Annotated in this window: 22 protein-coding genes; 6 read left to right on the forward strand and 16 right to left on the reverse strand. The window is 59.9% G+C overall.

Annotation, left to right across the window (positions count from 1 at the left end):
* Positions 1 to 82: 82 nt before the first annotated feature.
* The 11 genes from CKW14_RS01015 to CKW14_RS01065 all read right to left on the reverse strand — a co-directional run bounded on the left by CKW14_RS01015 (position 83) and on the right by CKW14_RS01065 (position 12,785).
* Positions 83 to 775 carry an anti-sigma factor domain-containing protein gene (locus tag CKW14_RS01015; protein WP_095051011.1) on the reverse strand — a complete coding sequence of 231 codons (693 nt, stop codon included), beginning with the start codon at positions 773 to 775 and terminating at the stop codon, positions 83 to 85.
* A complete protein-coding gene (locus tag CKW14_RS01020) occupies positions 772 to 1,305 on the reverse strand; it encodes a sigma-70 family RNA polymerase sigma factor (RefSeq protein ID WP_095124429.1) in 534 nt (177 codons plus the stop codon). Before CKW14_RS01020 ends, CKW14_RS01015 begins: the two co-directional genes overlap by 4 nt.
* 163 nt (positions 1,306 to 1,468) lie before the next feature.
* Positions 1,469 to 1,990: a DUF3455 domain-containing protein gene (locus CKW14_RS01025; protein ID WP_093433916.1), complete on the reverse strand. Its 522-nt coding sequence runs from the start codon at positions 1,988 to 1,990 to the stop codon at positions 1,469 to 1,471.
* 114 nt (positions 1,991 to 2,104) lie between these two features.
* Complete coding sequence (locus CKW14_RS01030; protein WP_256579974.1) at positions 2,105 to 3,790, reverse strand: ABC transporter ATP-binding protein; 1,686 nt, start codon at positions 3,788 to 3,790, stop codon at positions 2,105 to 2,107.
* A gap of 1 nt (position 3,791) precedes the next feature.
* Entirely contained in the window at positions 3,792 to 4,814 is a 1,023-nt protein-coding gene (locus tag CKW14_RS01035) for an ABC transporter permease (RefSeq protein ID WP_077573741.1), read from the reverse strand.
* Entirely contained in the window at positions 4,814 to 5,878 is a 1,065-nt protein-coding gene (locus CKW14_RS01040) for a microcin C ABC transporter permease YejB (RefSeq protein ID WP_095124431.1), read from the reverse strand. Before CKW14_RS01040 ends, CKW14_RS01035 begins: the two co-directional genes overlap by 1 nt.
* Before the next feature lies 1 nt (position 5,879).
* Positions 5,880 to 7,745: an extracellular solute-binding protein gene (locus CKW14_RS01045; RefSeq protein ID WP_095124432.1), complete on the reverse strand. Its 1,866-nt coding sequence runs from the start codon at positions 7,743 to 7,745 to the stop codon at positions 5,880 to 5,882.
* 149 nt (positions 7,746 to 7,894) lie between these two features.
* On the reverse strand, positions 7,895 to 10,606 hold the full coding sequence (locus CKW14_RS01050) for a TonB-dependent receptor (protein ID WP_176471234.1): 2,712 nt from the start codon (positions 10,604 to 10,606) through the stop codon (positions 7,895 to 7,897).
* A 208-nt stretch (positions 10,607 to 10,814) separates the two neighbouring features.
* A complete protein-coding gene (locus CKW14_RS01055; protein WP_093433931.1) occupies positions 10,815 to 11,216 on the reverse strand; it encodes a biopolymer transporter ExbD in 402 nt (133 codons plus the stop codon).
* Positions 11,216 to 11,902, reverse strand: coding sequence for a MotA/TolQ/ExbB proton channel family protein (locus tag CKW14_RS01060; protein WP_371857721.1), 687 nt, complete (start codon positions 11,900 to 11,902; stop codon positions 11,216 to 11,218). The genes CKW14_RS01055 and CKW14_RS01060 overlap by 1 nt, the downstream gene beginning before the upstream one ends.
* Before the next feature lie 67 nt (positions 11,903 to 11,969).
* Entirely contained in the window at positions 11,970 to 12,785 is an 816-nt protein-coding gene (locus CKW14_RS01065) for an energy transducer TonB (protein WP_095124433.1), read from the reverse strand.
* Between the two features lie 1,112 nt (positions 12,786 to 13,897).
* Here CKW14_RS01065 and CKW14_RS01070 point away from each other — a divergent pair.
* On the forward strand, positions 13,898 to 14,521 hold the full coding sequence (locus CKW14_RS01070) for a glutathione S-transferase (protein WP_095124434.1): 624 nt from the start codon (positions 13,898 to 13,900) through the stop codon (positions 14,519 to 14,521).
* Between the two features lie 131 nt (positions 14,522 to 14,652).
* Here CKW14_RS01070 and CKW14_RS01075 read toward each other — a convergent pair whose 3' ends face one another.
* Positions 14,653 to 15,093, reverse strand: a complete 441-nt coding sequence (locus CKW14_RS01075) for a CBS domain-containing protein (RefSeq protein ID WP_008084932.1) — start codon at positions 15,091 to 15,093, stop codon at positions 14,653 to 14,655.
* Positions 15,094 to 15,291: 198 nt separating this feature from the next.
* On the opposite strand from CKW14_RS01075, the gene CKW14_RS01080 reads away from it, so the two are divergent.
* Positions 15,292 to 17,652 (forward strand): DNA polymerase II, encoded by a 2,361-nt coding sequence (locus CKW14_RS01080; RefSeq protein ID WP_176471235.1) that lies wholly within the window; start codon positions 15,292 to 15,294, stop codon positions 17,650 to 17,652.
* On the opposite strand, the gene CKW14_RS01085 is transcribed toward CKW14_RS01080, so the two are convergent.
* The 3 genes from CKW14_RS01085 to CKW14_RS01095 form a co-directional block, all read right to left on the reverse strand.
* Positions 17,617 to 18,087 (reverse strand): DUF1810 domain-containing protein, encoded by a 471-nt coding sequence (locus CKW14_RS01085; protein WP_095124436.1) that lies wholly within the window; start codon positions 18,085 to 18,087, stop codon positions 17,617 to 17,619. The two genes, CKW14_RS01080 and CKW14_RS01085, sit on opposite strands and share 36 nt — an antisense overlap.
* 25 nt (positions 18,088 to 18,112) lie before the next feature.
* Positions 18,113 to 18,934 carry an aldo/keto reductase gene (locus CKW14_RS01090; protein ID WP_095124437.1) on the reverse strand — a complete coding sequence of 274 codons (822 nt, stop codon included), beginning with the start codon at positions 18,932 to 18,934 and terminating at the stop codon, positions 18,113 to 18,115.
* A 184-nt stretch (positions 18,935 to 19,118) separates the two neighbouring features.
* Complete coding sequence (locus CKW14_RS01095; RefSeq protein WP_095124438.1) at positions 19,119 to 20,267, reverse strand: aldose epimerase family protein; 1,149 nt, start codon at positions 20,265 to 20,267, stop codon at positions 19,119 to 19,121.
* A gap of 344 nt (positions 20,268 to 20,611) precedes the next feature.
* Here CKW14_RS01095 and CKW14_RS01100 point away from each other — a divergent pair, with 344 nt between their 5' ends.
* From CKW14_RS01100 to CKW14_RS01110, 3 genes are all read left to right on the forward strand, one after another.
* Entirely contained in the window at positions 20,612 to 21,361 is a 750-nt protein-coding gene (locus CKW14_RS01100) for a hypothetical protein (RefSeq protein ID WP_095051023.1), read from the forward strand.
* Between the two features lie 316 nt (positions 21,362 to 21,677).
* Complete coding sequence (locus CKW14_RS01105; RefSeq protein WP_095050841.1) at positions 21,678 to 22,892, forward strand: MFS transporter; 1,215 nt, start codon at positions 21,678 to 21,680, stop codon at positions 22,890 to 22,892.
* Positions 22,893 to 23,124: 232 nt separating this feature from the next.
* A complete protein-coding gene (locus tag CKW14_RS01110; RefSeq protein WP_034154648.1) occupies positions 23,125 to 23,910 on the forward strand; it encodes a sulfite exporter TauE/SafE family protein in 786 nt (261 codons plus the stop codon).
* A 111-nt stretch (positions 23,911 to 24,021) separates the two neighbouring features.
* Here the strand turns inward: CKW14_RS01110 and CKW14_RS01115 are convergent, their stop codons facing one another.
* On the reverse strand, positions 24,022 to 24,486 hold the full coding sequence (locus tag CKW14_RS01115; RefSeq protein WP_095050840.1) for a GNAT family N-acetyltransferase: 465 nt from the start codon (positions 24,484 to 24,486) through the stop codon (positions 24,022 to 24,024).
* 208 nt (positions 24,487 to 24,694) lie between these two features.
* On the opposite strand from CKW14_RS01115, the gene CKW14_RS01120 reads away from it, so the two are divergent.
* Positions 24,695 to 25,258 (forward strand): DUF4174 domain-containing protein, encoded by a 564-nt coding sequence (locus CKW14_RS01120; RefSeq protein ID WP_095050839.1) that lies wholly within the window; start codon positions 24,695 to 24,697, stop codon positions 25,256 to 25,258.
* Positions 25,259 to 25,349 lie beyond the last annotated feature (91 nt).

Below are 25,349 nucleotides of genomic sequence, written 5' to 3' on the forward strand. Positions count from 1 at the left end.
CGGGATTTTTTATGAGAACTTCATTGCCGTGATGGTGAACATCGATGCCGATGATGGTTGCCGGAACCCGCAGATCAGAGCCTCACAGCACCTTCACCGCACGCCCGATCGCCTGAATCGGCCCGGTCGGTTTGCCGATCGGCGAGCCATTGGCGCCCTCAAGTGTCAGCTCGAATAGCTGATTGGGTTGCAGCGGCGGTAACTTGTCCAGCGGCACCGACAAGGCCTGCCCGGGTTTGACCAGCCCCAGCGAAACCGGCCCCTGCCAGCCGTCAGCCTTGGTCCAGAATTCCAGAGCCTTGTCGGCTGGTACCTCAACCACGCCGAGCGGAATCAGTTGAATTTCATGCGAATTGCTCGCCTGAATCACCCAGCCCGGCGCCTTGTCCTGCGGCGCGACCAGCACCACCAGATAACTCGGTTTTGGCGTGGTCTGAGTCAGCAGGATCGAACCCAGTAGCAACGTCGCGGCCAGTCCGGCTGCACTCAAACCGCGCCAGAGAGGCAGTAGATTCCACCATGAGGTCGATGACGCTTTTGGCGCGAGTCGTTCAAGGCTGCGTTCGATCCGTGACCACAACTGCGCCGAAGGTTGTTGTGAGGGTGCAAGGTCAGTCAACTCCAGCAGACGCCGCTCCCAGGCGTCCACCGCTGCACGCAGTTCGGGATCCTTCGGCAAACGCCGTTGCACCTCGCTGCGCTGTTCGAACGATAGCGTGCCGAGCACATATTCGCCGGCCAGTTCATCCCGTTCTTGCGCTGATTCGCTGGTCATCCCATGCACTCCCGCAAGGCATTGAGGCTGCGCTTGATCCACGCTTTGACGGTGCCCAGCGGCGTGTCGAGGCGCGCGGCAATTTGCGCGTGGCTGTAGCCGTCGACGTAAGCATGCAGGACGCAACTGCGCCGTTGTGGCTCCAGCTGTTCAAGGCAATGGTAGATGCGCGCCGAATGCGCGTGGGCGTCGAAGCTGGCATCGTCCGCAGCGGTTTCGTGGGCCTCGCTGAACGGCGTTTCCCGGCCGTGATCACGCAGCAGATTCAGCGCCAGATGCCGGGTCACGCTGAACATCCAGCCACGCGCCGAACCGCGCGCCGGGTCAAACCCCGCCGCGCCGTTCCAGATCTTGATGAAGGCCTCATGAACAATGTCCTCCGCCAGCGCCGTATCGCGCACCAGGCGCTTGGCCACGCCGAGCAGACGCGGGCCTTCCTGCACATACAAATCGCGCAGGGCCGCACGCTCGCCACGGGCACAGGCAGCGAGATGGGCTTCGTAATCGAAAACGGATTCGGCTAAAGGCATGTCGTGCAATCTAGCTCACATTCCGTAAACATCCAGAACACATAATTCCCCTTGTAGGAGTGAGCCTGCTCGCGATAGCGGTGTATCAGCAGCATATTCTTCACTGATACACCGCTATCGCGAGCAGGCTCACTCCTACAGGGGATTTGTGGTGTTCCGGAGATCAGTTCGCCGCCCAGAAAATGTAATCAGCCTGGTACTTCACCACTTCCTGCTTGCCCTTGTTCGCCGTCGTGCATTCACTGCCCGGTGCCACGCCGCCCTTGAGCGCGACACGCTGGATGTAACTCACGCCGCTCATCGCGCCTTTACCCTCGGCGGGGTTGGCCTTGACCAGTTGATAGGGCAGGTTGCCCGGAGTCGACGGCGCCACGGCCAGTTGCGTGCCGGTGACTTTCGAACCGTCCTTGGCCTGCCAGGTCGCTGGCGGGCCGAAGTAGGTGCCGACCTGCTTGCCGCTGCGATCATTGAGCACCGCTTTCGGACCGACAAACGTCCACTCGGTCTGCCCGGCCGCGTTGGGCTTGTCGCGGCACTCGTAGGTGATCTCGCCGACGCCGGTGGTTTCCATCGCAATCTTGTGGCCGTCCGGCACTTTGATCGCGTCGGGGTAACTGCTTTGGGCGAAGGTTGTCGAGGACAGGGCGAGCAAACCGGTGAGGCCAATCAGCTGGGTGATGTTCATCAGTGTTATCTCCGAAAAGGGTAGACCGCTGACAGCCGAAGAGGGCTGTTACAGGGACTACCCGTGACGGAGGCGTTTGGATGCAGTGCCTGAAAAATATTTTTTGGATCACTTCTATACCTGTGGGAGCTGGCTTGCCAGCGATAGCGGTGGGTCAGCGAAGGGGATGTCGACTGACCCGGCGCCATCGCTGGCAAGCCAGCTCCCACAGGGTTTTGTGTCGGGCTTGAGGCCGGAGGCGTTCAAGAGCTCTTGGGTGTAGGGGTGTTTGGGTGCGGCGAAAATCTCGCGTGAAGAACCCTGCTCAACCACCTTGCCATCCTTGATCACCATCAAGTCATGCGCCAGCGCATGTACCACCGCCAGATCATGGCTGATGAACAAATAGGTCAGCCCATGCCTGATCTGCAATTGCCGCAACAACTCCACCACCTGTTTCTGCACCGTGCGATCCAGCGCCGAGGTCGGCTCATCGAGCAGAATAAGCGCCGGCTCCAGCACCAGTGCGCGGGCGATGGAGATGCGCTGGCGCTGGCCACCGGAAAACTCGTGGGGATAACGATGGCGGCTCTGCGGATCGAGACCGACTTCCTCCAGCACCCGGATCACCGCCGCTTCCCGCTCAGCCTCAGTGCCGATACCGTGAGTCAGCAAGCCTTCGGCAATAATCTGCTGCACTGACATCCGTGGGCTGAGGCTGCCGAACGGGTCCTGGAACACCACTTGAATCTGCCGCCGCAACGGCCGCATCAAACGTTGATTGAGCAAGCTCAGTTGCTTGTTACCAAAACGGATATTGCCCTCGGACTCGACCAACCGCAGGATCGCCTGACCCAGCGTCGATTTACCCGAACCCGACTCACCGACAATCCCCAAAGTCTTGCCGCGTTGCAGGGTGAAACTCACGCCGTCCACGGCTTTGATGTAATCCTGCTGGCGACTGAACAACGCCTTGGGCAATGGAAACCACACCTTCAAATCATCGACTTCGAGCAGGTTGTGGTCGTACTCACTGGGCACCGGCGCACCGCTCGGTTCGGCCTCGATCAACAACCGACTGTAAGGATGCTGCGGCGCGCGAAACAGCGCCTCGCAATCCGCCTGCTCGACGATTTCACCATGGCGCATCACGCATACCCGTTGCGCGATGCGCCGTACCAGATTGAGGTCGTGACTGATCAGCAACAGCGACATGCCGAGGCGTTGCTGCAACTCGATCAACAACTCAAGAATCTTCTGCTGCACCGTGACGTCGAGCGCCGTGGTCGGCTCGTCAGCGATCAACAATTCCGGCTCATTCGCCAGCGCCATCGCAATCATCACCCGTTGCCGTTGACCACCGGAAAGTTGATGCGGATAGGCTTTCAAGCGCTGCAACGGCTGGCGAATGCCGACCAGTTCCAACAGCTCCAACGTCCGTTCACGGGCAGCGCGGCCCTTGAGGCCTTTGTGAATCTCCAGTACTTCGCTGATTTGCTTTTCCACCGTGTGCAGCGGGTTCAGCGAGGTCATCGGCTCCTGGAAAATCATCGCAATGCGGTTGCCGCGCAAGCCGCGCATCTGCTGCTCGCTGGCGTGCAATAAGTCCACGCCGTTGTAGCGGATCGCGCCGCTGCTGCTGACGTTCTTGCCCGGCAACAAACGCAGGATCGAATGCGCGGTCACCGACTTGCCTGAGCCGGACTCTCCGACCAGTGCCAGGCACTCGCCGCGGCGGATATCCAGGTTCAAACCGTGCACCACTTCTTGTCCGGCGAATGCGACGCGCAGATCGCGAATTTCAATCAGGTTGTCGTTCATCTCAGCTCCGGGGATCGAATGCATCACGGCAAGCCTCACCAATAAAAACCAACAAAGACAAAATCAGCGCCAAGGCAAAAAACGCCGTCAACCCCAGCCACGGCGCTTGCAGATTGCGCTTGGCCTGACCGATCAACTCGCCCAGCGACGCAGTGCCGGCCGGCATGCCAAAGCCGAGAAAATCCAACGCGGTCAGCGTGGCGATGGCGCCGGTCAGGATAAACGGCAGGTAGGTGAGGGTGGAGGTCATCGCGTTGGGCAGGATGTGCCGGCACATCAGCTCGTTGTCGGTCAGGCCCAGCGCTCGCGCGGCTTTGACGTATTCCAGATTGCGTCCACGCAGAAACTCGGCGCGCACCACGTCGACCAGTGCCAGCCAGGAAAACAGCGCCATGATCCCCAGCAACCACCAGAAACTCGGCGAGACGAACCCGGACAAAATGATCAGCAGGTACAGCACCGGCAACCCCGACCAGATCTCCAGCACCCGTTGCCCGAGCAAGTCGACCCAGCCACCGTAATAACCCTGCAACGCCCCGGCAACGATGCCGATCAACGCACTGATGCCGGTGAGAATCAGTGCAAACAGAATCGATATTCGCGTGCCGAAAATCACCCGCGCCAACACATCCCGCGCCTGATCATCGGTGCCCAGCCAGTTGCTCGATGACGGCGGACTCGGCGCCGGTTCGCTGAGGTCGTAATTGACCGTGTCGTAACTGAACGGGATCGGCGGAAACAGCATCCAGCCGCCCTGATCCTCAATCAGCTTGTGTACGTAACTGCTGGCGTAATCCGGCTGAAACGGCAGCTCGCCGCCGAAATCGGTTTCCAAGTAATCGCTGAGGATCGGGAAGTAAAAAGCGTCGTGATAACGGATCACCAACGGCTTGTCGTTGGCGATCAACTCACCGCCCAGACAAATCAGGCACAAACCGATAAACAGCCACAGCGACCAGCGTCCACGGCGGTTGGCCTTAAACTGAGCCACGCGACGCTGACCAAGAGGGGAGAGAGTGAACATCAGGCAGTCCTCGCCGAGAAGTCGATGCGCGGGTCGAGCAGGGTGTAGCAAAGGTCGCCGATCAGCTTGATCAACAGGCCGAACAGGGTGAACAGGAACAACGCACCGAACACCACTGGGTAATCCCGCGACACCGCCGCTTCGTAACTCATGCGCCCGAGGCCGTCGAGGTTGAAGATGGTTTCGATCAGCAGGGAGCCGGCGAAAAACACCTCGATCAGTGCTGACGGCACTCCGGCCACCACCAACAACATGGCGTTGCGAAACACGTGGCCATAGAGCACGCGACGCTCAGTCAGACCCTTGGCCCGCGCGGTGATCACGTACTGGCGGCTGATTTCGTTGAGGAAGCTGTTCTTGGTCAGGATCGTCAACGTGGCGAAGCCGCCAATCACCAGCGCCGTCACCGGCAACACCAGGTGCCAGAGGTAGTCGCCGACCTTGCCCATCGTGCTGAGGCTGTCGAAGTTATCCGAGACCAGCCCCTGCACCGGAAACCAGTTGACGTAGCTGCCACCGGCAAACACCACGATCAACAGAATCGCGAACAGGAACGCCGGCATCGCGTAGCCGATGATGATCGCCGTGCTGCTCCAGACATCAAACGCGCTGCCGTTCTTGATCGCTTTGCGAATGCCCAGCGGAATGGAAATCAGGTAAGTGATCAACGTCGCCCATAGACCCAGCGACAGCGACACCGGCAACTTCTGCACGATCAGATCAGTAACCTTGGCGCCGCGAAAAAAACTGCTACCCAGATCCAGCTGCGCGTAGTTTTTCAGCATCAACCACAGGCGTTCGTGCATCGGCTTGTCGAAGCCGTAATGGTGTTTGATCTCCTCGATCAACGCCGGATCGAGGCCACGGCTGCTGCGGCCCGCGCCGCCAACTGCAGCGACCTCGCCACCGCCGCCCATGCTGTGCCCGCCGAACCCTTGCAAGCGGGCGATGGCTTGCTCCACCGGCCCACCTGGAGCGGCCTGCACAATCAGAAAATTCACCACCAGAATGCACAGCAGCGTGGGGATGATCAGCAGCAAACGTCGACTCAGATAACGCAGCATGTCACTGGCCCCCCGCGAGTTGAGAGTGCATCTGCTGGGTGGTCAGCGCCTTGGCCGCTACCTCCCACCAGGTGTTGAGGCCTTCGTCATACGCCGGTTGCACGGGTGGCATGCCGAAGCGGTTTTGATACACCGTCGGTGTGCCTTTGGAGTAGTAGTTGGGAATCATGTAGTAACCCCATTGCAGCACCCGATCGAGGGCGCGGGCGTAATGCACCATGGCTTCGCGGCTGTTGGCCTGGACCAGTCCGTCAATCAGTTGATCGACCGCCGGATTGGCCAGCACCATCGAGTTCGAACTGCCGACTTGCGTGGCGCTTTGCGAGGCGTACAGGCTGTACAACTCGCGGCCGGGAGAGACGATCGGATCGCCGCTGCGCGGGAAAGCGACGACGATCATGTCGTAGTCGCGGGCGTTGAGGCGGTTGATGTATTGCGCCGAATCGATCCGGCGCAGATTGAGCGTAATGCCGATCTGCGCGAGGGTGCGTTTGAACGGCAGCAACATGCGATCGAAGCCGCCCTGACCGTCGAGGAAAGTGAACTCCAGCGGCTCACCCGCAGCGTTGACCAGACGATTGTGTTGCGGCGTCCAGCCGGCCTCGGCGAGCAGCTTCAGCGCTTGCAGTTGTTTGTCGCGGATGTAGCCACTGCCATCGGTTTTCGGTGCCTGGTACACCGTGGTGAAAACCTCGTCGGGAATCTGCCCACGCAGCGGTTCGAGGATCTTCAATTCTTCGGCGTCGGGCAGGGCGGTGGCGGCCATTTCGCTTTTTGGCCAGAAGCTGTTCTGGCGCACGTAGAAGCCGCGCATCATCTGTTTGTTGGTCCACTCGAAATCCCACAGCAGGCTGATCGCCTGACGCACGCGGCGATCCTTGAAGAACGGGTTCTGCAGGTTGAACACGAAGCCCTGAGCGGCGGTGGGTTTGTCCGGGGCGAGGATCGACTGTTGCAAACGACCGTCGCGCAATGCCGGGCTGTCATAGCCGACCACATAACCGGACGAGGAGAACTCGCGGTTGTAGTCGAACGCGCCGGCCTGCAGCAGTTGCCGGGCGACGTCGGTGTCACCGTAGAAATTCACCGTGAGCGTGTCGAAGTTGTACATGCCGCGACTGACCGGCAAGTCCTTGCCCCACCAGTCCGGATCACGTTCGAAACTGATACTGCGCCCGGCGTCGACCTTGCTCACCCGGTACGGGCCGCTGCCCAGTGGTGGCTCGAAACCGCCGCCATTGGCGAAGTCGCGGGTTTTCCACCAGTGTTCGGGGACCACGCGCATCGTCGCCAGATCCAGTGCGAGGGTGCGGTTGAGGTTGTTCTTGAAGGTGAAGCGCACCTGTCGTGGGCCTTCGATCAGCACGTCCTGCACATCGGCGTATTGCTGGCGATAACTCAGGCTGCCCTTGGTCATCAACAGGTTGAAGGTGTAGCGCACGTCTTCAGCGGTGATCGGCGTGCCGTCGGCGAAGCGTGCTTGTGGATTGAGGGTGAAGCGCACCCAGAGTCCATCGGGGTCGCGCTCGATCTGCTGCGCGACCAGTGCATAAACGGTGTACGGCTCGTCCAGCGAACGAAACGCCAATGGCGAATACACCCAGTCGTTGACCTGCACCACGGAAATGCCCTGATCGGCATACGGGCTGATGTAGTTGTATTGGCCGATCTCCATCGACGCACGGCTGAGCGAACCACCCTTGGGCGCGTTGGGATCGACGAAATCAAAGTGCTGGAAGTTCGCCGGATACTTCGGCGCTTCGCCGTACACCGTCAGCGCATAACTGCCAGCGGCCAGCGCCGAGGTGCCGGTGCATAACAGCGCACTGCCCAAAAGCAGGCCAGCCATGTTGCGCAAAAAACTCATGAAGTCACCCTCAAAATCCCTGAAGAAACCCGGCCCCCATGTGGGAGCTGGCTTGCCAGCGATAGCGGTATGTCAGTGAAGTAAATGTCGACTGATACAACGCCATCGCTGGCAAGCCAGCTCCCACAGGGTTTTATGGTGCTCGTTCTTTAGAAGTGGTACGTCATGCGCGCAAACAAAGTACGGCCCAGCGGGTCGGTGTAGCGCGGGTCATAGCCGCTCTGGAAGTTGTAGGCCTGGTTGGAAAACGGCGGGTTGCGGTCGAACACATTCTTCATCCCGGCATCGACATCCAGCACCTTGTTGAAGGTGTAACCGGCCGACAGATCCCAGACCGAATACGACGCCACGCGCGCGTGGGTGTCGCGGTCGTAGTCGTTGTAACCCGTGGTGAAACGGTTGGTCAGTGCTGCCCGCGCCGCGCCGAAGGTCCAGCTGCCGGTGAGGTTGTGCTTCCAGCGTGCGATCACGCCGTCACCCTGAAAGTCGCCGACCTTGTCGGTAAACGGGCCTTTGATGGTGCTCTGGAAGTCGTACTCGTCAACATAAGTGCCTTGCAGCCCCAGACCGAACTGACCGTACGGCGTGTTCGGGAAGCGATAGTCCAGCGACACATCGACACCGTTGGTTTCGACGATGCCGAGGTTGGCGTTGCCGGTGACGATGTAGTTGAGCGTGCCATCGGCGTTGCGCACGAAGCGATCCGGGTAAGAGCCGGCCTGATCAAACACGGTGGATTCCGGGAACGGCTGGATCTGGTTGGAGATGTGGATCCACCAGAAATCCAGACCTACCGAGAGGTTGTTGATCGGCTGATACACGAAGCCGAGGGTCACGTTACGCGCCTTCTCCGGGGCCAGGTCTTCGTTGCCGCCAATCTGATTGAGGAACTGCTGACCGCAATCGCGGCCGCCGTTGCCGCCTGGTTGCACTACGCCGCCGGTACACAGCACCGGGTCGTTGTAGTAGCCCTGGGTGAAGGTGATGCTGCGCGGCGAATACAACTCATACAGCGACGGCGCACGGAAGCCTTCGCTGTAGGCGCCACGTACCACCAGCTCTTTCAACGGCTGATAACGGAACGAATATTTCGGGTTGGTGGTGCTGCCGAAGTCGCTGTATTTGTCGTGACGCACGGCGGCGGACAGTTCGAGGCTGTCGAGCACCGGCACGTTGATTTCCGCGTAGGCGGCTTTCACGCTGCGGTCGCCTTCGACGCTGCCGGCCGGGTCGATGCCGAGGCTCTGGATGTCGCCGGCGAACGACTCGAAATCCTGATGGAATTTCTCTTTGCGGTACTCGCCACCCAGGGCCAGACCGGACGGACCTGCGCCGAACCAGTCGCCGATTTCACGACTGATACGACCATCGAAACCGGCTACACGGCCCACAGCAGTGGAGTAGGCACCGTGGTAGGCCGCGTTGTCGATGTACTGCTGACCGGCGGCGGACTGCGGGCCGAACGGGTTGAGCAAACCACTGGCCAGACCATTGATCATCGCCTGGTCGCTGACAAAGCCATTGGTGACGCTGGAGACGATTTTGTTCTGGTTGTACGAGGCGCCGACGTTGTAATCCCAGCCGGCGACCAGACCATCGAAACTGAGCAGGAAGCGCTGGCTGGTGTTCTGGTCTTTCGATTCACGCGGGCCGGCAGCGGTTTCACGCCAGTTGACGTCCACCGGTTGGGTCGGGTCGAGGGCGAAATCGGTTGGCGCCGGGGTGATGCCGTTGCCGGGATAGTAGGGCGACGAGGAATCGAGGCTCAGACCGGTCAACGGCGCAGGGCCGATCGCCGTGGCGTTGTTGTTGCGCGACCAGAAGTATTCGAGATTGACGTTGTGATCGTCGCCGAGCTTGCCAGTGGTTTTGCCGAAGAACGAGGTCTTCTCGGTTTGCGGCACCAGGTCGATGTATTCGCGGGTGCTGAAGCGGCACAAACCGTCGCGGGCGATCAGGTTGGGGCCGTTGCAATTGCTGTTGGCCAACGGGTTGGTGGCGTTGCCATTCTGACTGTAGTTGCCGGGGAACGCGGTGCCGGAGGTCTGATCGAGGCCGCGACCGGGGGCGTAGTCGGTGGCGAAGGAGCGGTCGTTGGCGTCGAGGTTCTGCTGCTTGTTGTAGTTGAACACGCCGAGGACGTTGAAACGGTCTTCTTCCAGATCGCCGTAGCCCCAACTGGCGCTCATGTCTTTGGTTGCACCGCCGCCGCTGTGGGTCGGGGTTTCGCCGCCGAGGGTCAACTGGCCGTCGGTCAGGGATTTCTTGGTGATGAAGTTGATCACACCGCCGATGGCGTCGGTGCCGTACAGGGCCGAGGCGCCGTCGCGCAGCACTTCCACACGTTCGATGGCGGCAAACGGGATCATGTTCAGATCCACCGCGCCGCCGGCCGAGTTGGTCCCCGACAAGGCGTTGTTGGCCAGGCGTCGACCGTTGAGCAGCACCAGCGTCTTGTTTGCGCCGATGCCGCGCATGTCGGCGAATGAGGCGCCGCCAGTGGCTGCGCCCACGGAGCCTGCGCTGTTGTTGATCGACTGGCTACCGGTGATGCGCTGCACCAGTTCGGCGGTGGTGGTCACGCCCTGTTTGCGCAGCTCATCGGCCTTGAGAATGGTGATCGGCACCGCCGTTTCCGCATCGACCCGGCGAATCGCCGAACCGGTCACTTCCACCCGTTGCAGTTGCGTGGTCGGCGCAACCACCGCCGCAGCTGCCGGGACGTTAGCGTTGTCGTCCTCGGCCGCCTGCACAGTCCCGGCGCCCATCCCCATGGCCACCAGATACAACGGAACAAAACGGTGGCGAGAAATCGTTGCCACCAATGGTTTGAGCGTGAAGCGTGGAGTGTTCATCAGCATGGTTATTTCCGACTTTTTAGACGTTATCGAATTGGCCTTGTGAGCCCCTCATTGCTCCGCTATCGGTGATACCGCGTGCGGAAAACCACTTTCTTCAAGCAAGCCGATCCCCTCCGAAGACGCGTGGCGTTTTTTCGGTCGGCCGTTTACGACGGGATTCGGTCAGCGGTGCCGGACGCGTGTTTTCAGTACGCGGCCGGCACCGCACTCAGTGGGTGGTCATCACCGATATTTTGGTAATGCCCGAGCGTTCGATAGACGCCATGGCCTTGGCCACCTGGCCGTAATTGACGGCGGAGTCGGCCTGCAACTGCACGCGCACTTCGCTGTCCTTGGCCTTGACCTCTTTGAGGCTGGCTTCCAGTGATTCCGGGGCCAGCTCGGTCTTGGCCAGATAGAACTTGCCGTCCTGATCGACGCTGACCACCACCGGATCCTTCTTCTCGGCGGGGGCGACGGCGTCGGTTTTCGGCAGGTTGACCTTGATCGCGTTGGTCATCAGCGGTGCGGTGACGATGAACACCACCAGCAGCACGAGCATCACGTCGACCAGTGGCGTGACGTTCATTTCGCTGAGCACTTCATCGCTGTCTTGAGTGGAAAAGGACATCAGCTGGCCTCCCGCACGGCGGCCGTGGTTTTGCTGGCGATGGCCTGACGGCTGATGGAAAACGCACTGCGCGAGGCGAGGGCGTCGAAGTCGTGGGCGAAGTCATCCATGTCTGCCGAGGCGAGTTTCAAACGGCGCAGGAAGAAGTTGTAAATCAGTACCGCCGGTACGGCGACAGCGATACCGACGCCGGTGGCGATCAACGCGTGACCGATGGGACCGGCGACCGCTTCAAGGCTGGCCGAGCCTGTTTCGCCGATGCTTTTCAGCGCTTCCATGATTCCCCACACGGTGCCGAACAAACCAATGAACGGCGCGGTGCTGCCAATACTGGCGAGGATCGCCTGACCGTTTTCCAGGGAGCGACGTTCCTTCTGGATCTGCTGGCGCAGGTTGCGTTCCAGGCGATCCGAACGGTTGATGGTGTGCGCCAATTGCTGGGTGGTACGCGGCGAATCTTCCACCAGCAGCGCTTCGAAACCGCTGCTGGCGATACGCGCCAGCGCGCCCGGATACTGGCTGGCGTGTTCGGCGGCGGTGAGCAGATCCGGCGCGCCCCAGAAGGCTTTGCTGAATTGTTTGTTCTGCGCTTTCTGCCGCAGGTACTGCGCCGACTTGACCAGCAGGATCGCCCAGCTGACCACGGAAAACAGCACCAGACCCCAGAGCACGCCGGGGACAATCATCGAAGACAAATCGTTCATGGTGACACCTCGCTTGCGTTATTCGGTTGTGCGTTGATTGAGCGTTCGGTTATTGCGGCAATTTGAAATCGATGGTCTGGGTGGCGAAGCCGTCAATCGGCGTATCACCGCGTTTGGCCGGAATAAATTTCCAGTTCTTCACGGCGGCAACAGCAGCATCATCCAGTTGCGGTTTGCCGCTGGATTTGGTCACCGTCACCGTGCCGGCGCGGCCGTTGGCGAGTACCTGAATGCGCAGCACCACGCTGCCTTCCCAGTTGCGCCGCAGTGCTAGCGACGGGTATTCCGGCGGCGGGTTGCCAAGGCTGGCGAGACCGGAAATCGCTGCCGACTCCTTGACCGGACCCGGCGCGGCGGCAGGAGCCGGTGGCGCGCTCGGGGTGGCCGGGGCAGCAGGAGCCGCCGGTTGTGCCGGCGCCGGTGGCGCTTTCGGTGGCTCGACCTTTTTCACCGGTTTCGGCTTCTCGACCGGTTTCGGTTTTTCGATCGGCTTGGGTTTCTCCACCGGTTTCGGCGGTGGTTTGACCGCATCCTCGTCTTCCACCGGTTGTTCCGGTTCCGGCGGAGGAGGCGGTGGTGGCGGTTCCGGTGTGGGCGGTGCCGGTGGCGTCGGGCTGGTCAGCTCGACGGTCATTTCCGGAATCTGCGGTGGCGTTGGCAATGGCTCTGTTTTGGATTGCTGGAGAAACCACCAGGCGCCACCATGTATCAGTGCCGACACAGCGACCAGCAACACCATCTGCTGTTTATTCAGACCGCCGGGTTGCGAAGTGTTGGCTTTAAACGCCGGCCTGCCCGGAGGCGGCGGAATTGGCGCTTCCCGCAACGACCCCGGCAGGGTTCTGTGCTTTACCGCATCGTTCATTAAAGCTCCCTCGGGTTGATGAAGGGCAATAAGGTGCCGTCCGAACATCCAGGAGATGTTCGAGTGGGTGGGTGCAACTTTCTTCAAGGTGAGCAGAAGCCGATAGTTGAACTATCCGGTTAACAAGGCTTGTGCAAACTTACTGGCTTAGCGCCATCGACTTCGAGTGTTCATTAGCCATTCCCTGGTTGTTCTTCTATTACGCAAGACAACGGTCGGTGTCTCATGCTTGTTACACATAGCAACCGCTGTGCCACATGTTGCTGAAATGTAGAGTGCGTATTTCATGAGTGTTACCCATGTCGCATTTATATAAGTTTTACCCTTGTCGTGGTTTTTCCATGGCGCGCAGATTGCCGTTACTCCGGTCGAGGGAGCTTTTTCACAGGCGAGTCAGGCTGTGCGCCATATCACGCTGATCGGCGGGATAGAGCGGCGGCCTGGCTTGCGGCCAGGGCACTTGCTGGTGCGCGGCGGACCGAATTGGTGCGGGTCAATGTTTTAGCGGCTCACGGGGCATGTTCCTTGTTGTTGTTTAAATGAAATCACTGTTTGAACTACTGAATAGTTAAAAACTGTGGAGCAGTTTTGGTGCACTTGTAATGATGCTGAAAGTTATTGTTCGACAATCCTGCTGTCGTTCAATGCACACTGCGCTTGTGCAATAACTGTCCGAGTCTTATTTAAAAAATAAATAGCACGCTGCCGTCGGCCAATAACTCATTGCCGAACGCAGTGCGCTGTCGAAGTGTCAGGTAATAAAGTAAGTGTGAAGGCAGCCGGGACTGTTCGGATGAACTCGGCGGCGAACGGATAAATGCAAAGAGGCTGTGATGCGGCAGAGCGTTTGAAGATTCACGCGGTGAACTCCTGTTGCCAGCTCGGATACGCGAACTTTTGGTTCGGTATCGCACCTTACAAGAACGCGGATAACGTTCGATGATTGCTCTTGGTGCGGGATGGGCACCGCAAGCGCTGTTTTGCGAGGTTTGAATTCGCAAGTCGCGAGTGCATGGGAAAACCGTGCCAAAGCCGATACACAGGCAGATTATTTCTACATCCACGCTACAGCCATCTACCCTGTGGCAATGGTCTTTTCGGGGGGATTGGATATGTACCAGCTCTATGGGCACAGAAATTCAGGCGCGGCGGCCATCGAAGCGGCGCTGGAGCTGTGCCAGATCGCTTACCGTTTCATTGATGTCGAAGCCAGCACCGAAGCTGCCGAGGCGTTGGCGCAGCTCAATCCGCTCAAGCAGATACCGACCTTGCAACTGCCCGATGGCGGCGCCATCACCGAGAGCGCGGCGATCCTGATTCATCTGGGCCTGACGTTTCCCAAGTCCGGCCTGCTGCCGACCAAGGCGGATGACCGTGATCAGGCGATTCGCGGTCTGGTCTACATCGTCAGCAACTGTTATGCGGCGATCGGCGTCATCGATTATCCGGAGCGCTGGCTGCTGATGCCTGACGAAGCCTCGCGGCAGAATCTGGTGGCCGGAGCGCGTGAGCGATTGCATTGGAGTTGGGAGGTGTTTGCCGACCAGTTTTCTGCCGAGCTGTATCTGGATGACGAAACGCCGGGGGCACTGGATGTGCTGGCGGCAGTGGTGACGCGCTGGGCGGGCAGCCGCGAGCATTTGCGTCAGACGCGACCGGGGTTTTATGCGTGGTTGCAGCGGATTGACCGGCATCCGGTGCTGGCACCGGTCTTCGCCCGGCATTGGCCGTCCTGACCGACGATGATCGTTCCCACGCTCCGCGTGGTAATGCAGCCCGGGACGCTCTGCGTCCCAAAGCGTGACGCAGAGCGTCACAGGAGGTATTCCTTTGCTGCGCGTGGGAACGATCATGAGGAGGACGGGGATTATTCCCCGCGGATATACTGCTCCAGTTGCTTGATCAGCTCTGCCTGTTCGGCAATCGCTTCCTTGACCAGGTCACCGATCGACAGCAAACCGATCAGCTTGCCGTTCTCCACCACCGGCAAGTGGCGCAGGCGTTTGTCGGACATGATGCCCAGGCAGGTGTCGACAGTTTGGTGGGTGTCGACGGTGATCACGTTCGCCACCATGATGTCGCGCACCGGCGTGCCCACGGATGAGCGGCCATGCAGCACCAGTTTGCGTGCGTAATCGCGTTCACTGATGATGCCGACCACCTTATCGTCTTCGACCACCAGCAAGGCGCCGACGTTTTTCTCGGCCATCTTCATCAGCGCTTCGAGCACCATGTGATCAGGCTTGATCTGGTGCACTTCCTGATTTTTCTGATCTTTGAGCTTGAGCAGTTGGGCGACGGTCTTCATGGTGGTTACTCAGGTGTTGTCGTTGTTCTCCAAGCATCGTAGACGCAAGCGCGCAGGGCAAGGTGGCAAAGCGGCAGATAACACGCAAAAAACGTCATTCGCCGGTTTTTTCCGTGGTTGACGCCGATTTATCGCCAGGGTCATCCCACGCAATGCCGCGTAGAATGCCCCTCTGATTCAATTCCTGAGGTTGCAGTGGTGGATTTACCGCAGGGCTTCGTCCTGACCCGGCATTGGCGCGATACCCCGGCCGGCACCGAAGTCGAGTTCTGGCTGGCGACTGACGCCGGGCCGCGCCGTGTGCGTTTGCCGCATCAGCCGTCGGTGGCGTTTATCCCCGCTGAGCAGCGCGAAGCGGCCGAACGCCTGCTGCATGGCGAGAAGAATGTCGAACTGCGCCTGCTGGCCCTGCAGGATTTCGAGCATCGCCCGGTGCTCGGTCTGTATTGCCAGCAACACGGCCAATTGATGCGCCTGGAAACCGCGCTCAACCGCAATGGGGTCGACGTCTACGAAGCCGATGTACGCCCGCCGGAACGCTACCTGATGGAGCGCTTCATCACTGCGCCGGTGCAGTTCAGCGGCACGCCCGATGCCGACGGCGTGTTGTTCAACGCCCAGCTCAAACCTGACCCGGATTACCGACCGAAGCTGCGCCTGGTCTCGCTGGACATCGAGACTACCGAAACCGGCGAGCTGTACTCCATCGCGCTCGAAGGCTGTGGCGAGCGTCAGGTGTACATGCTAGGCGCGCCGAATGGCGACGACAGCATCGTCGATTTCGACCTCGAATACTGCGACTCGCGCACCATCATTCTGAAGAAGCTCAACGACTGGTTCGCCCGCCACGATCCCGACGCGATCATTGGCTGGAACGTTGTGCAGTTCGATTTGCGCATCCTCCACGAACACGCACGGCGCCTCGGCGTGCCGCTGAAGATCGGCCGTGGCGGCGAAGAGATGCAATGGCGCGAACATGGCAGCCGTAATCACTACTTCGCCTCGGCGGCGGGGCGGCTGATCATCGATGGCATCGAGTCGCTGCGTTCAGCGACCTGGAGCTTCCCGTCGTTCAGTCTGGAAAACGTCGCGCAGACCCTGCTCGGCGAAGGCAAGTCCATCGACAACCCGTACCAGCGCATGGACGAAATCAACCGCATGTTCGCCGAGGACAAACCGGCGCTGGCCAAGTACAACCTCAAGGACTGCGAACTGGTCACGCGGATCTTCGCCAAGACTGAATTGCTGACCTTTTTGCTCGAACGCGCCAGCGTCACCGGGCTGCCGGCCGATCGCAGCGGCGGCTCGGTGGCGGCGTTCACGCATCTGTACATGCCGTTGATGCATCGTCAGGGGTTTGTCGCGCCGAACCTCGGCACCAATCCCCCGCAGGCCAGCCCCGGCGGCTTCGTCATGGACTCACAGCCGGGCCTGTATGAATCGGTGCTGGTGCTCGATTACAAGAGCCTGTATCCGTCGATCATACGCACCTTTCTGATCGACCCGGTGGGCCTGATCGAAGGCCTGCAACACCCGGATGACGCCGATTCCGTGGCGGGTTTCCGTGGCGCACGTTTCTCGCGTACTCGCCATTGCCTGCCGGCGATCGTCTCACGTGTCGCCGAGGGTCGTGAGACCGCCAAGCGTGAGCACAACGCACCGTTGTCGCAAGCGCTGAAAATCATCATGAACGCCTTCTATGGCGTGCTCGGCTCCAGCGGTTGTCGCTTCTTCGATACGCGGCTGGCTTCATCGATCACCTTGCGTGGTCACGAGATCATGCTGCGCACGCGCAAGTTGATTGAAGAGCAGGGCCACGCGGTGATTTACGGCGACACTGACTCAACTTTCGTCTGGCTGCGTCGTCCGCACGGGCAGGAAGAGGCGGCGAACATCGGTCATGCACTGGTCAAGCACGTCAACGATTGGTGGCGCGAACATGTGCGGGAGGAGTACGGACTGGAAAGCGCCCTCGAACTGCAATTCGAAATTCACTACAAACGCTTCCTGATGCCGACCATTCGCGGTGCCGAGGAGGGCAGCAAGAAACGCTACGCCGGCCTCGTCACCCGCGCCGACGGCAGCGATGAAATGGTCTACAAAGGTCTGGAAACCGTGCGCACCGATTGGTCGCTGCTGGCCCGGCAATTTCAGCAGGAACTCTACGAGCGGATTTTCCAGCGCAAGCCCTATCAGGATTACGTGCGCGACTATGTGCGCAAAACCCTTGCCGGCGAATTCGATGATCGGCTGGTGTACCGCAAACGCCTGCGCCGCACCCTCGACGATTACGAACGCAACGTACCGCCGCATGTGCGTGCGGCGCGGCTGGCCGACGACTACAACGCCCAGCACGGGCGCCCACGGCAATACCAGAACGGCGGTTGGATCAGCTACGTCATCACCCTGGCCGGCCCGGAGCCTTTGGAAGTGCGCCGCGCCGCCATCGACTACGACCACTACATCACACGGCAACTGCAACCGGTGGCGGATGCGATTCTGCCGTTTGTCGACGACGATTTCTCAACCCTGATCGGGGGGCAACTGGGCCTGTTTTGAGTCGAGCAATTGCAGCGTCCATTCATCGAGAATGCCGTGAAAATAGCGCTCCAGCGCTTGAGTGAACACGCTGTCTTCAGCGGCAAACTGGGCGAACAGGGTCATCGAGGAATGAAACTTCAGGTCATCGGGATGGCCGAAAATCTCCGCGATCGAGCGCTGTTTCACCTTCAGCACTAACTGCGTGCAGGTACGCAGGCGCGCGCCGAGCAGCTCGTGGGCCAGATAGGCCCGGGCTTCTTCGGCTGAACCGATGGCGAAGCGCCGGGACATTTCACTGCCGCCCAGGCCGGCGAACTGCGGAAAGACAAACCACATCCAGTGGCTGCGCTTGCGGCCATCATCAAGTTCGCGTTGCACGCGCTCGAACACCGGGTCCTGGGCCTGGACAAAACGTTGCAGGTTGAACGGGTCGTACTGATCTGTGCTTCTCATCGCGAAGCCCTCGCCAGTCGGCGGCTCAGACCATGGCCAGCCGCTGCTTGCGTTGTGGCGCTTTAAAAACCTGGTCCAGCGCCGCCAGATCCCCGGCCTCCAGTTGCAGTTGCGCGGCTTGTGCATTGAGTTGCACGTGTTCCGGTCGCACAGCCTTGGGAATCGCAATCACACCATCCTGACGCAGAATCCACGCCAGCGAAACCTGTGCGGGGGTTACGCCATGACGAGCGGCAATCTCATTCAGCAGCGGTTCAGCCAGCATCGCGCCGCCTTGGCCAATCGGGCAGTAAGCCATCAGCGGCATGCGCTGGTGTTGGCACCACGGCAGCAGATCGAATTCGATACCGCGCTCTTCGAGGTTGTAGAGCACCTGATTGGTCGCGCAGACCGAACTGGAGAGTTCTTCGAGATCGTCGACATCGAAATTCGACACGCCCCAACGGCCGATCTTGCCGTCCTCGCACAGGCGTTCAAAGGCTTCGACGGTTTCTTCCAGCGGATACTGGCCGCGCCAATGCAACAGATAGAGGTCGATGTAATCGGTGTCGAGCCGCCGCAGACTGCGCTCGCAGGCCTGCGGGATGCCTTTGCGGCTGGCGTTGTGCGGGTAGACCTTGCTCACCAGAAACACCTGATCGCGCAGACCGGCAATGGCTTCGCCAACCACGCTTTCGGCGCCGCCCTCGGCGTACATTTCCGCCGTGTCGATCAGGGTCATGCCCAGCTCGATCCCCGTGCGCAGCGCCGCCACTTCACGCTTGTGCGCCGAGCGGTCTTCACCCATGCGCCAGGTGCCTTGGCCAATGATTGGAACCTGGACGCCGGCCAGTTCGAGGGTACGCATGCAAACCTCCTTGCTGAATGTGTCGATACCTTTTAGTGGGCAGCAGGATAGACCAGATCGTTCCCACGCTCTGCGTGGGAATGCAGCCCGGGACGCTCCGCGTCCCTTCGCGAGCTGGAACGCGGAGCGTCCCTTGAGGCATTCCTTTGCTGCGCGTGGGAACGATCAGGTACGGCGGGGCGAGTTATTTTGCGGAGAACTTCAACACCACGCTGTGGCTGTAAGCCTGCCCCGGATCAAGCCGAGTACTCGGGAAGTCCGGTTGATTCGGTGAATCCGGATAGTGCTGAGTCTCCAGGGTAAACGCGCCCCAGTGCGGATAGACCTTGCCACCCTTGCCCTTGACGGTGCCGTCGAGGAAGTTGCTGGTATAGAACTGCACACCCGGCTCCGTGGTGAACAACTGCAGCACACGACCGGACTGCGGGTCACTCACCTCAGTAGCAACTTTGCCGATATCGCCCCTGGTATCCAGCGCCCAGTTGAAATCAAACCCACCCTGTTTCGGCTCAGCGAATTTTAGCTGCGGATGATCCGCTTTGATGTGCGTGCCGATCTCCGTCGGTTTGCTGAAGTCCATCGGCGTGCCCGCCACGGGTGCCAGTTCGCCGGTCGGGATCAGTTTGGCGGTGACCGGGGTGTAATGGCTGGCGTGCAGGGTGGCGACCTGTTTGAGAATGTCGCCATTACCAGCGCCGGCGAGGTTGAAATAGCTGTGGTTGGTCAGGTTGAGCACGGTCGGTTTGTCGGTGCTGGCCTTGTAGTCGATGCGCAGCTCGTTGTTGTCGGTGAGGCGATAGGTCACCTCGGTGGTGAGGTTGCCGGGGAAACCCATTTCGCCGTCCGCCGACAGATAGGTCAGGGTCACGCCGACCGAATCCTTGTCCTTGGTTTCCTGGGCTTTCCAGACTTTCTTGTCGAAGCCCTGCGGGCCGCCGTGCAGCGCGTTGGTCTTATCGTTCTGCGGCACTTGATAGCGCTTGCCGTCGAGTTCGAAGGCACCTTCGGCGAGGCGATTGCCGAAGCGGCCGATGGTTGCGCCGAAGTAGGCGGTGCCTTTCTGGTAACCCTGGACATCATCGAAGCCGAGCACGACGTCGTCGAACTTGCCGTGCTTGTCGGCGACTTTCAGCGATTGCAGGGTCGCGCCGTAGGTGATGACGGTGGCTTGCATGCCGTGGCTGTTGCGCAGGATGTATTGCTCGACGGGCGTGCCGTCATTGGTTTTGCCGAAAGCTTTGTGTTCGGCGCTGAGGCCGGCCGCGTTGGCGGAAAGGGTGGCGATCATCAGGGACAGTCCGAGGCCGGAGAGCAGGTGACGGGATTGAAGCATGGTTGACCTTCCTTTTTGTTGTTGTTTTCAAAATGGCGCCGATGCCGTGTAGGAGCTGCCGAAGGCTGCGATCTTTTGATCTTGCTTCTAAACCCCAACGTCAAAAGATCGCAGCCTTCGGCAGCTCCTACAGGATAACTAGTCATGCTATTTGTGTGTGCAGTGAAGATTTATAGTTGATTAATCGTTTATTTCAACAATAAAGACAGACTAATTGGTTGGGCAGACATTGCCGAAGGTCGGCTGGTCGTGCGCACCACTGCACTTTTTCGCAATCGGCGGCTCTATCCATGGCCAGGATGCGGTGACTCCCGCCGCACAGGAATGTGCCTGTTCGAGATTTCATGCCGAGAGCTTTTGCCCTGATCGCCGCTTTTTTCCGCCGCCCGTGCCTGTTGCTGGCCTGTTTGTCGTCGCTGCTGTTCAGCGGTTGCAGTCACCAGGACGGCAATGGTTTCTTCAATCAGATGCGTGAAGGGAAGCCGCAGGAGTTCCTGCAGACCAGCGTCGACCGCATGGCCACGTTGGCGATGCGCGACAACCTCAGCAGCCTCTATCGCTTGCAAGCCAAGCTGTACCTGCGCAACCCGGACGAGCTGCGCAAGTCAGGGTTTCTCAACATCCATGCCGCTGTGAAGCAGGTGCGGATGGCCGTGGAGCAGCAACAGCCGTTGCCGGTGCTTGGCGGTCGAAAAGATTTGGCGGCGCTCAGCTATGCGATGAGTCCGGAGTTTCTCGGCGACCGTGTCGGCGCGTTCATCTATGCCATCGGCAGCATGCTGGTCACCGCCCATGGCAATCGCACTGAGTTCTACATGACCGATGCGATCAACCCGACGTTCGTTCACAACGCTGCACGCAATATCGAAAAAGCCACGTGGATTTTGTCCCAGCGGCAGAACAAGGAAGGGCAGCCGCTGCTGTTTTCCAATGAGATCTCGGAGGAGGGCAGCAACCTGAGCTTCGCCACCGAGTTCGGCAAAATCGTCGCGCGGCTGGACCTGATCACGCAGATGCTTGATGAGCGTTACCGGCGGATCGGCCTTAACTACGCGCAGAGTTTGTTGTTCCTGAATTTCTTGCCGGTGCAGTGAGTTCGGTTGGGGCGGTGATCATCAATGCAGCACAAAACCTGTGGGAGCTGGCTTGCCAGCGATGGCGGTGGGTCAGGCAAAACTATGTTGCCTGGCCTGGCCTCATCGCTGGCAAGCCAGCTCCCACAAGTTTTTGTGGTGTGCAGAGATTCAATGTGGGAGCGAGCCTGCTCGCGAAAGCGTTCCTTCAGGCGCTGAAGAGTTGACTGGTCCACCTCATTCGCGAGCAGGCTCGCTCCCACATTGATCAAATGGTGCGCCTATTTTTTGTATACAATCCGACGCCGCTATTGATCAAAATGGAGCCGCTCCCGTCATGACCGACCCTGCAAGCGCCGATTTCAGCCGCGTCGACCGCACCGCCCGTGCGGACAAACTACCCTATGCCGCGTTGCTGGCGTTCGCCATGACCGGGTTCATCGCCATTCTCACCGAGACCCTGCCCGCCGGGCTGCTGCCGCAAATCGGCGCCGGGCTCAACGTCAGTGAAGTACTCGCCGGGCAACTGGTGACGCTGTATGCACTGGGTTCGATTGTCGCGGCGATTCCGCTGACCGTCGCCACACGCGGCTGGCCGCGACGGCGGGTGTTATTGATGACGGTCGGCGGGTTTCTGTTGTTCAACACCGTCACCACGTTCTCCAGCCATTACGGTTTGACCCTCGCCTCGCGCTTTCTCGCCGGGATGGCGGCGGGGTTGTCGTGGGGGATCATGGCCGGGTATGCGCGCGGCATTGTGCCGGTGCATCAACAGGGTCGAGCACTGGCGATTGCCATGCTTGGCACCCCGGTGGCGCTGTCACTGGGCACGCCGGCGGGGACGTGGCTGGGCAATCTGATCGGCTGGCGTGCGTCGTTCGGGATCATGTCGGCGCTGGCTCTGGTGCTGGCCGCGTGGATCGTGATCGCCGTGCCGGATCGTCCGGGGCAGGCCAGTGACGAGCGTCTGCCGCTGCTCGAATCGATGCGCCTGCCGGGCGTGCGGCCCGTGTTGTTTGTGGTGCTGACGTGGATGCTCGGGCACAACATTCTCTACACCTACATTGCACCGTTTCTGATGCAGGCCGGGCTCGCCGATCGGGTCGATTTGGTGCTGCTGGTATTTGGCCTGTGTTCGCTGGTGGGGATCTGGATCATCGGCATGCTGGTGGATCGCTGGTTGCGCTGGCTGACGTTGATCAGCCTTGCGGTGTTTGCGTTGACCGCGCTGGTGTTGGCAGTGGCAGCGCCGTCACCGCTGATCATGTATGCCTGCATGGCAGTGTGGGGCCTGTCGTTTGGTGGCTCGGCCACGTTGCTGCTGACCTCGGCGGCGGACTCGGCCGGTGAACATGTCGATGTGGTGCAAGCCATGCTCACCACGTCCTGGAACGTAGCGATTGCCGGCGGCGGCTTGTTTGGCGGGTTGTTGCTGGATCGGGCGGGGGCAATGTCGTTTCCGTGGGCGCTGCTGATTCTGTCCCTCATCGCATTGGCCACGGTGTGGATCAACAAAAACCACAGCTTCAAACCGGGCCGAAGGGTGCACTGACCTATCAGCCACCCCATAACACCTGTGGGAGCGAGCCTGCTCGCGAAGACGTTGTGTCAGTCGATAAATGTGTCGGATGACCCACCGTATTCGCGAGCAGGCTCGCTCCCACAGTGATATGGGTTGGTGAGTTCGATATGGCATAACGATAGACCGCATCGATATATGTGGTTATAAGAAAAATCGCTATGCTGCGGGCCAGATTTTTCCTGTCGTTTTTCTGGACGGTTTAATGGAATTGGCAAATTTCGGCCTGGTGATTGCCGGGCTGGTGGTGGGTTTTATTGTCGGCATGACCGGTGTCGGCGGTGGTTCGTTGATGACGCCGATCCTGCTGTGGTTCGGCATCAACCCGGCAACGGCGGTGGGCACTGACCTGCTGTACGCCGCCATTACCAAATCCAGTGGCGTACTCGTCCATCGCAAAAACAAGAACATCGACTGGGCCATCACCGGTTGGCTGACCCTCGGCAGCGTGCCGGCGGTGGCTATGACCTTGTGGTTCCTCAGCACCCTGCACACCGCGCCGGACGCGATGAACGCCATCATCAAACAGGCATTGGGCTTCGTCCTGTTCGCCACGGCGCTGGCGATCTTCTTCAAGAAACGCTTGCTCGACTTCGCCCACAAACGCGCCGGCGGCAACTACAACCCGAGCGGTTCGCGCCTGAACGTGATGACTGTGATCACCGGTCTGATCCTCGGCACCATGGTCGCCCTGACCTCGATCGGTGCCGGCGCCCTCGGCACTGTCGCGCTGTTCATCCTCTATCCGCTGCTGCCGACCCGGCGTCTGGTCGGCACCGAAATCGCCCACGCCGTGCCGCTGACCCTGGTTGCAGGCCTCGGCCACGCGAGCATGGGCAACATGGATTGGGGCGTGCTGGGCTTTTTGCTGGTGGGTTCTCTGCCAGGCATCTGGCTCGGCAGCCACCTGACCGGACGCATCTCCGATGAAGTGCTGCGCCCGTGCCTGGCGACGATGCTGGTGCTGATCGGCTACAAACTGGCGTTCTGATCTGGCCCCGCCAAATACGGTCTCATGTAGGAGCTGCCGCAGGCTGCGATCTCTTGATGTTGTTTTTAAAGATCAAAAGATCGCAGCCTTCGGCAGCTCCTACGGGTGTTCTTACTGGCGGGTGGCGTATTTCATCACCGTCACCGGCAAATCGTCGTAGACCAGCTCTTCAACCACTTCCCAACCCAGTCGCGCATACAGCGACTGCGACGTGTCGGTGTACAGATACAACTCGGGCACGCCTAGCGCCGCCGCTTCTGCAACCACTCGATCGACCAGTTGCGAAGCAATCCCGCGACCGCGCTCCTCAGCCTTCACATAAACCCCCGCCAGCCATGGCGTCAGGTTCGGGCGCAGCTTCAGATCGCTTTCGATCAGCAGCGCGCCGCCCAGCAAACGTGAACCTTCAAGCGCCACCACCACGCTGGGCACTGCGCCTTTGCCGCAGGATTCGCGCATGTGTTCGATGCGGTGTTCGACGGTTTGCCCGGGGCGAAACTCGCCCCACTCCTTGAAGTTGAGCGTGGCCAGTTCTTCGATCAATTCGGGGTGATCGCACAGGTAATCGATGTGCATGCGGGTGAACTCCATTTCATGGGCAGAACTACCACCCTAATGCGGTCATAAAAGGTAATCAAATCCGCGTTGCGATCACCTCGGATATGTTGCGCAATGTCGCGCCTGTCCTAAGCTTCTGACTAGGCGGAAGATATTTGCCGGGTTGTCCCGGAACAATCGCCACGATGCGCAATCATTAGAGCGTGGATATCAAAAGGAGATGCGCATGCTCATCAGGTCATTGACCCTGACACTCTTGCTGGCGATTGCCGGCCCCTTGTTCGCCGCTGACAACGATTCGCCCATCGCCGGGGACATGGGCCGCGCCCGACCGCTGATCGTGATCGCACAAAGCACGGTCGACCCCGTGTGGGTAAGCCTGAAAAAGTCGCTGGAAGACCCCGCGAACAAAAAAGGCGTAGCCGACCGCAACATCAAGGTCTACACCATCCTCAACATGTCCGGCCAGCTCGACGGCAAGGACATGGGCCAGCAAGACACCATGGCGCTGATCCGCGCATTGAAACTTGGCGCCGGCGCGTTGCCCAAAGTGATTTTGGTGGGCAAAGATGGCGAGAAGAAACTGGAAAGCTCCGGGGACGAATCGAAGTCGGTGGATTTGAAGAAGATCTTTGACACCATTGATGCCATGCCAATGGCTGAGAAGGAAGCGGCCGCTGCGGCTCAGGCGCCAGTTGCTGCCGAGCCTGAACCGGCCAAAGGTACGAAAGGCGCAAAGCCGACCAAGCCTGCAAAACCGTCTAAGCCGCCGGAAATGCCGGATGATTGATGGCATGGCCTGATTAAAAAAAGGGCGACCTCAGCAGGTCGCCCATTTTTTGTCCGCGAAAAGATCGCAGCCTGCTGCAGCTCCTACAGGA

It is taken from the genome of Pseudomonas sp. Irchel s3a12 (genome assembly GCF_900187485.1).
In the GTDB taxonomy this organism is placed as follows: Bacteria; Pseudomonadota; Gammaproteobacteria; order Pseudomonadales; family Pseudomonadaceae; genus Aquipseudomonas; species Aquipseudomonas neuropathica.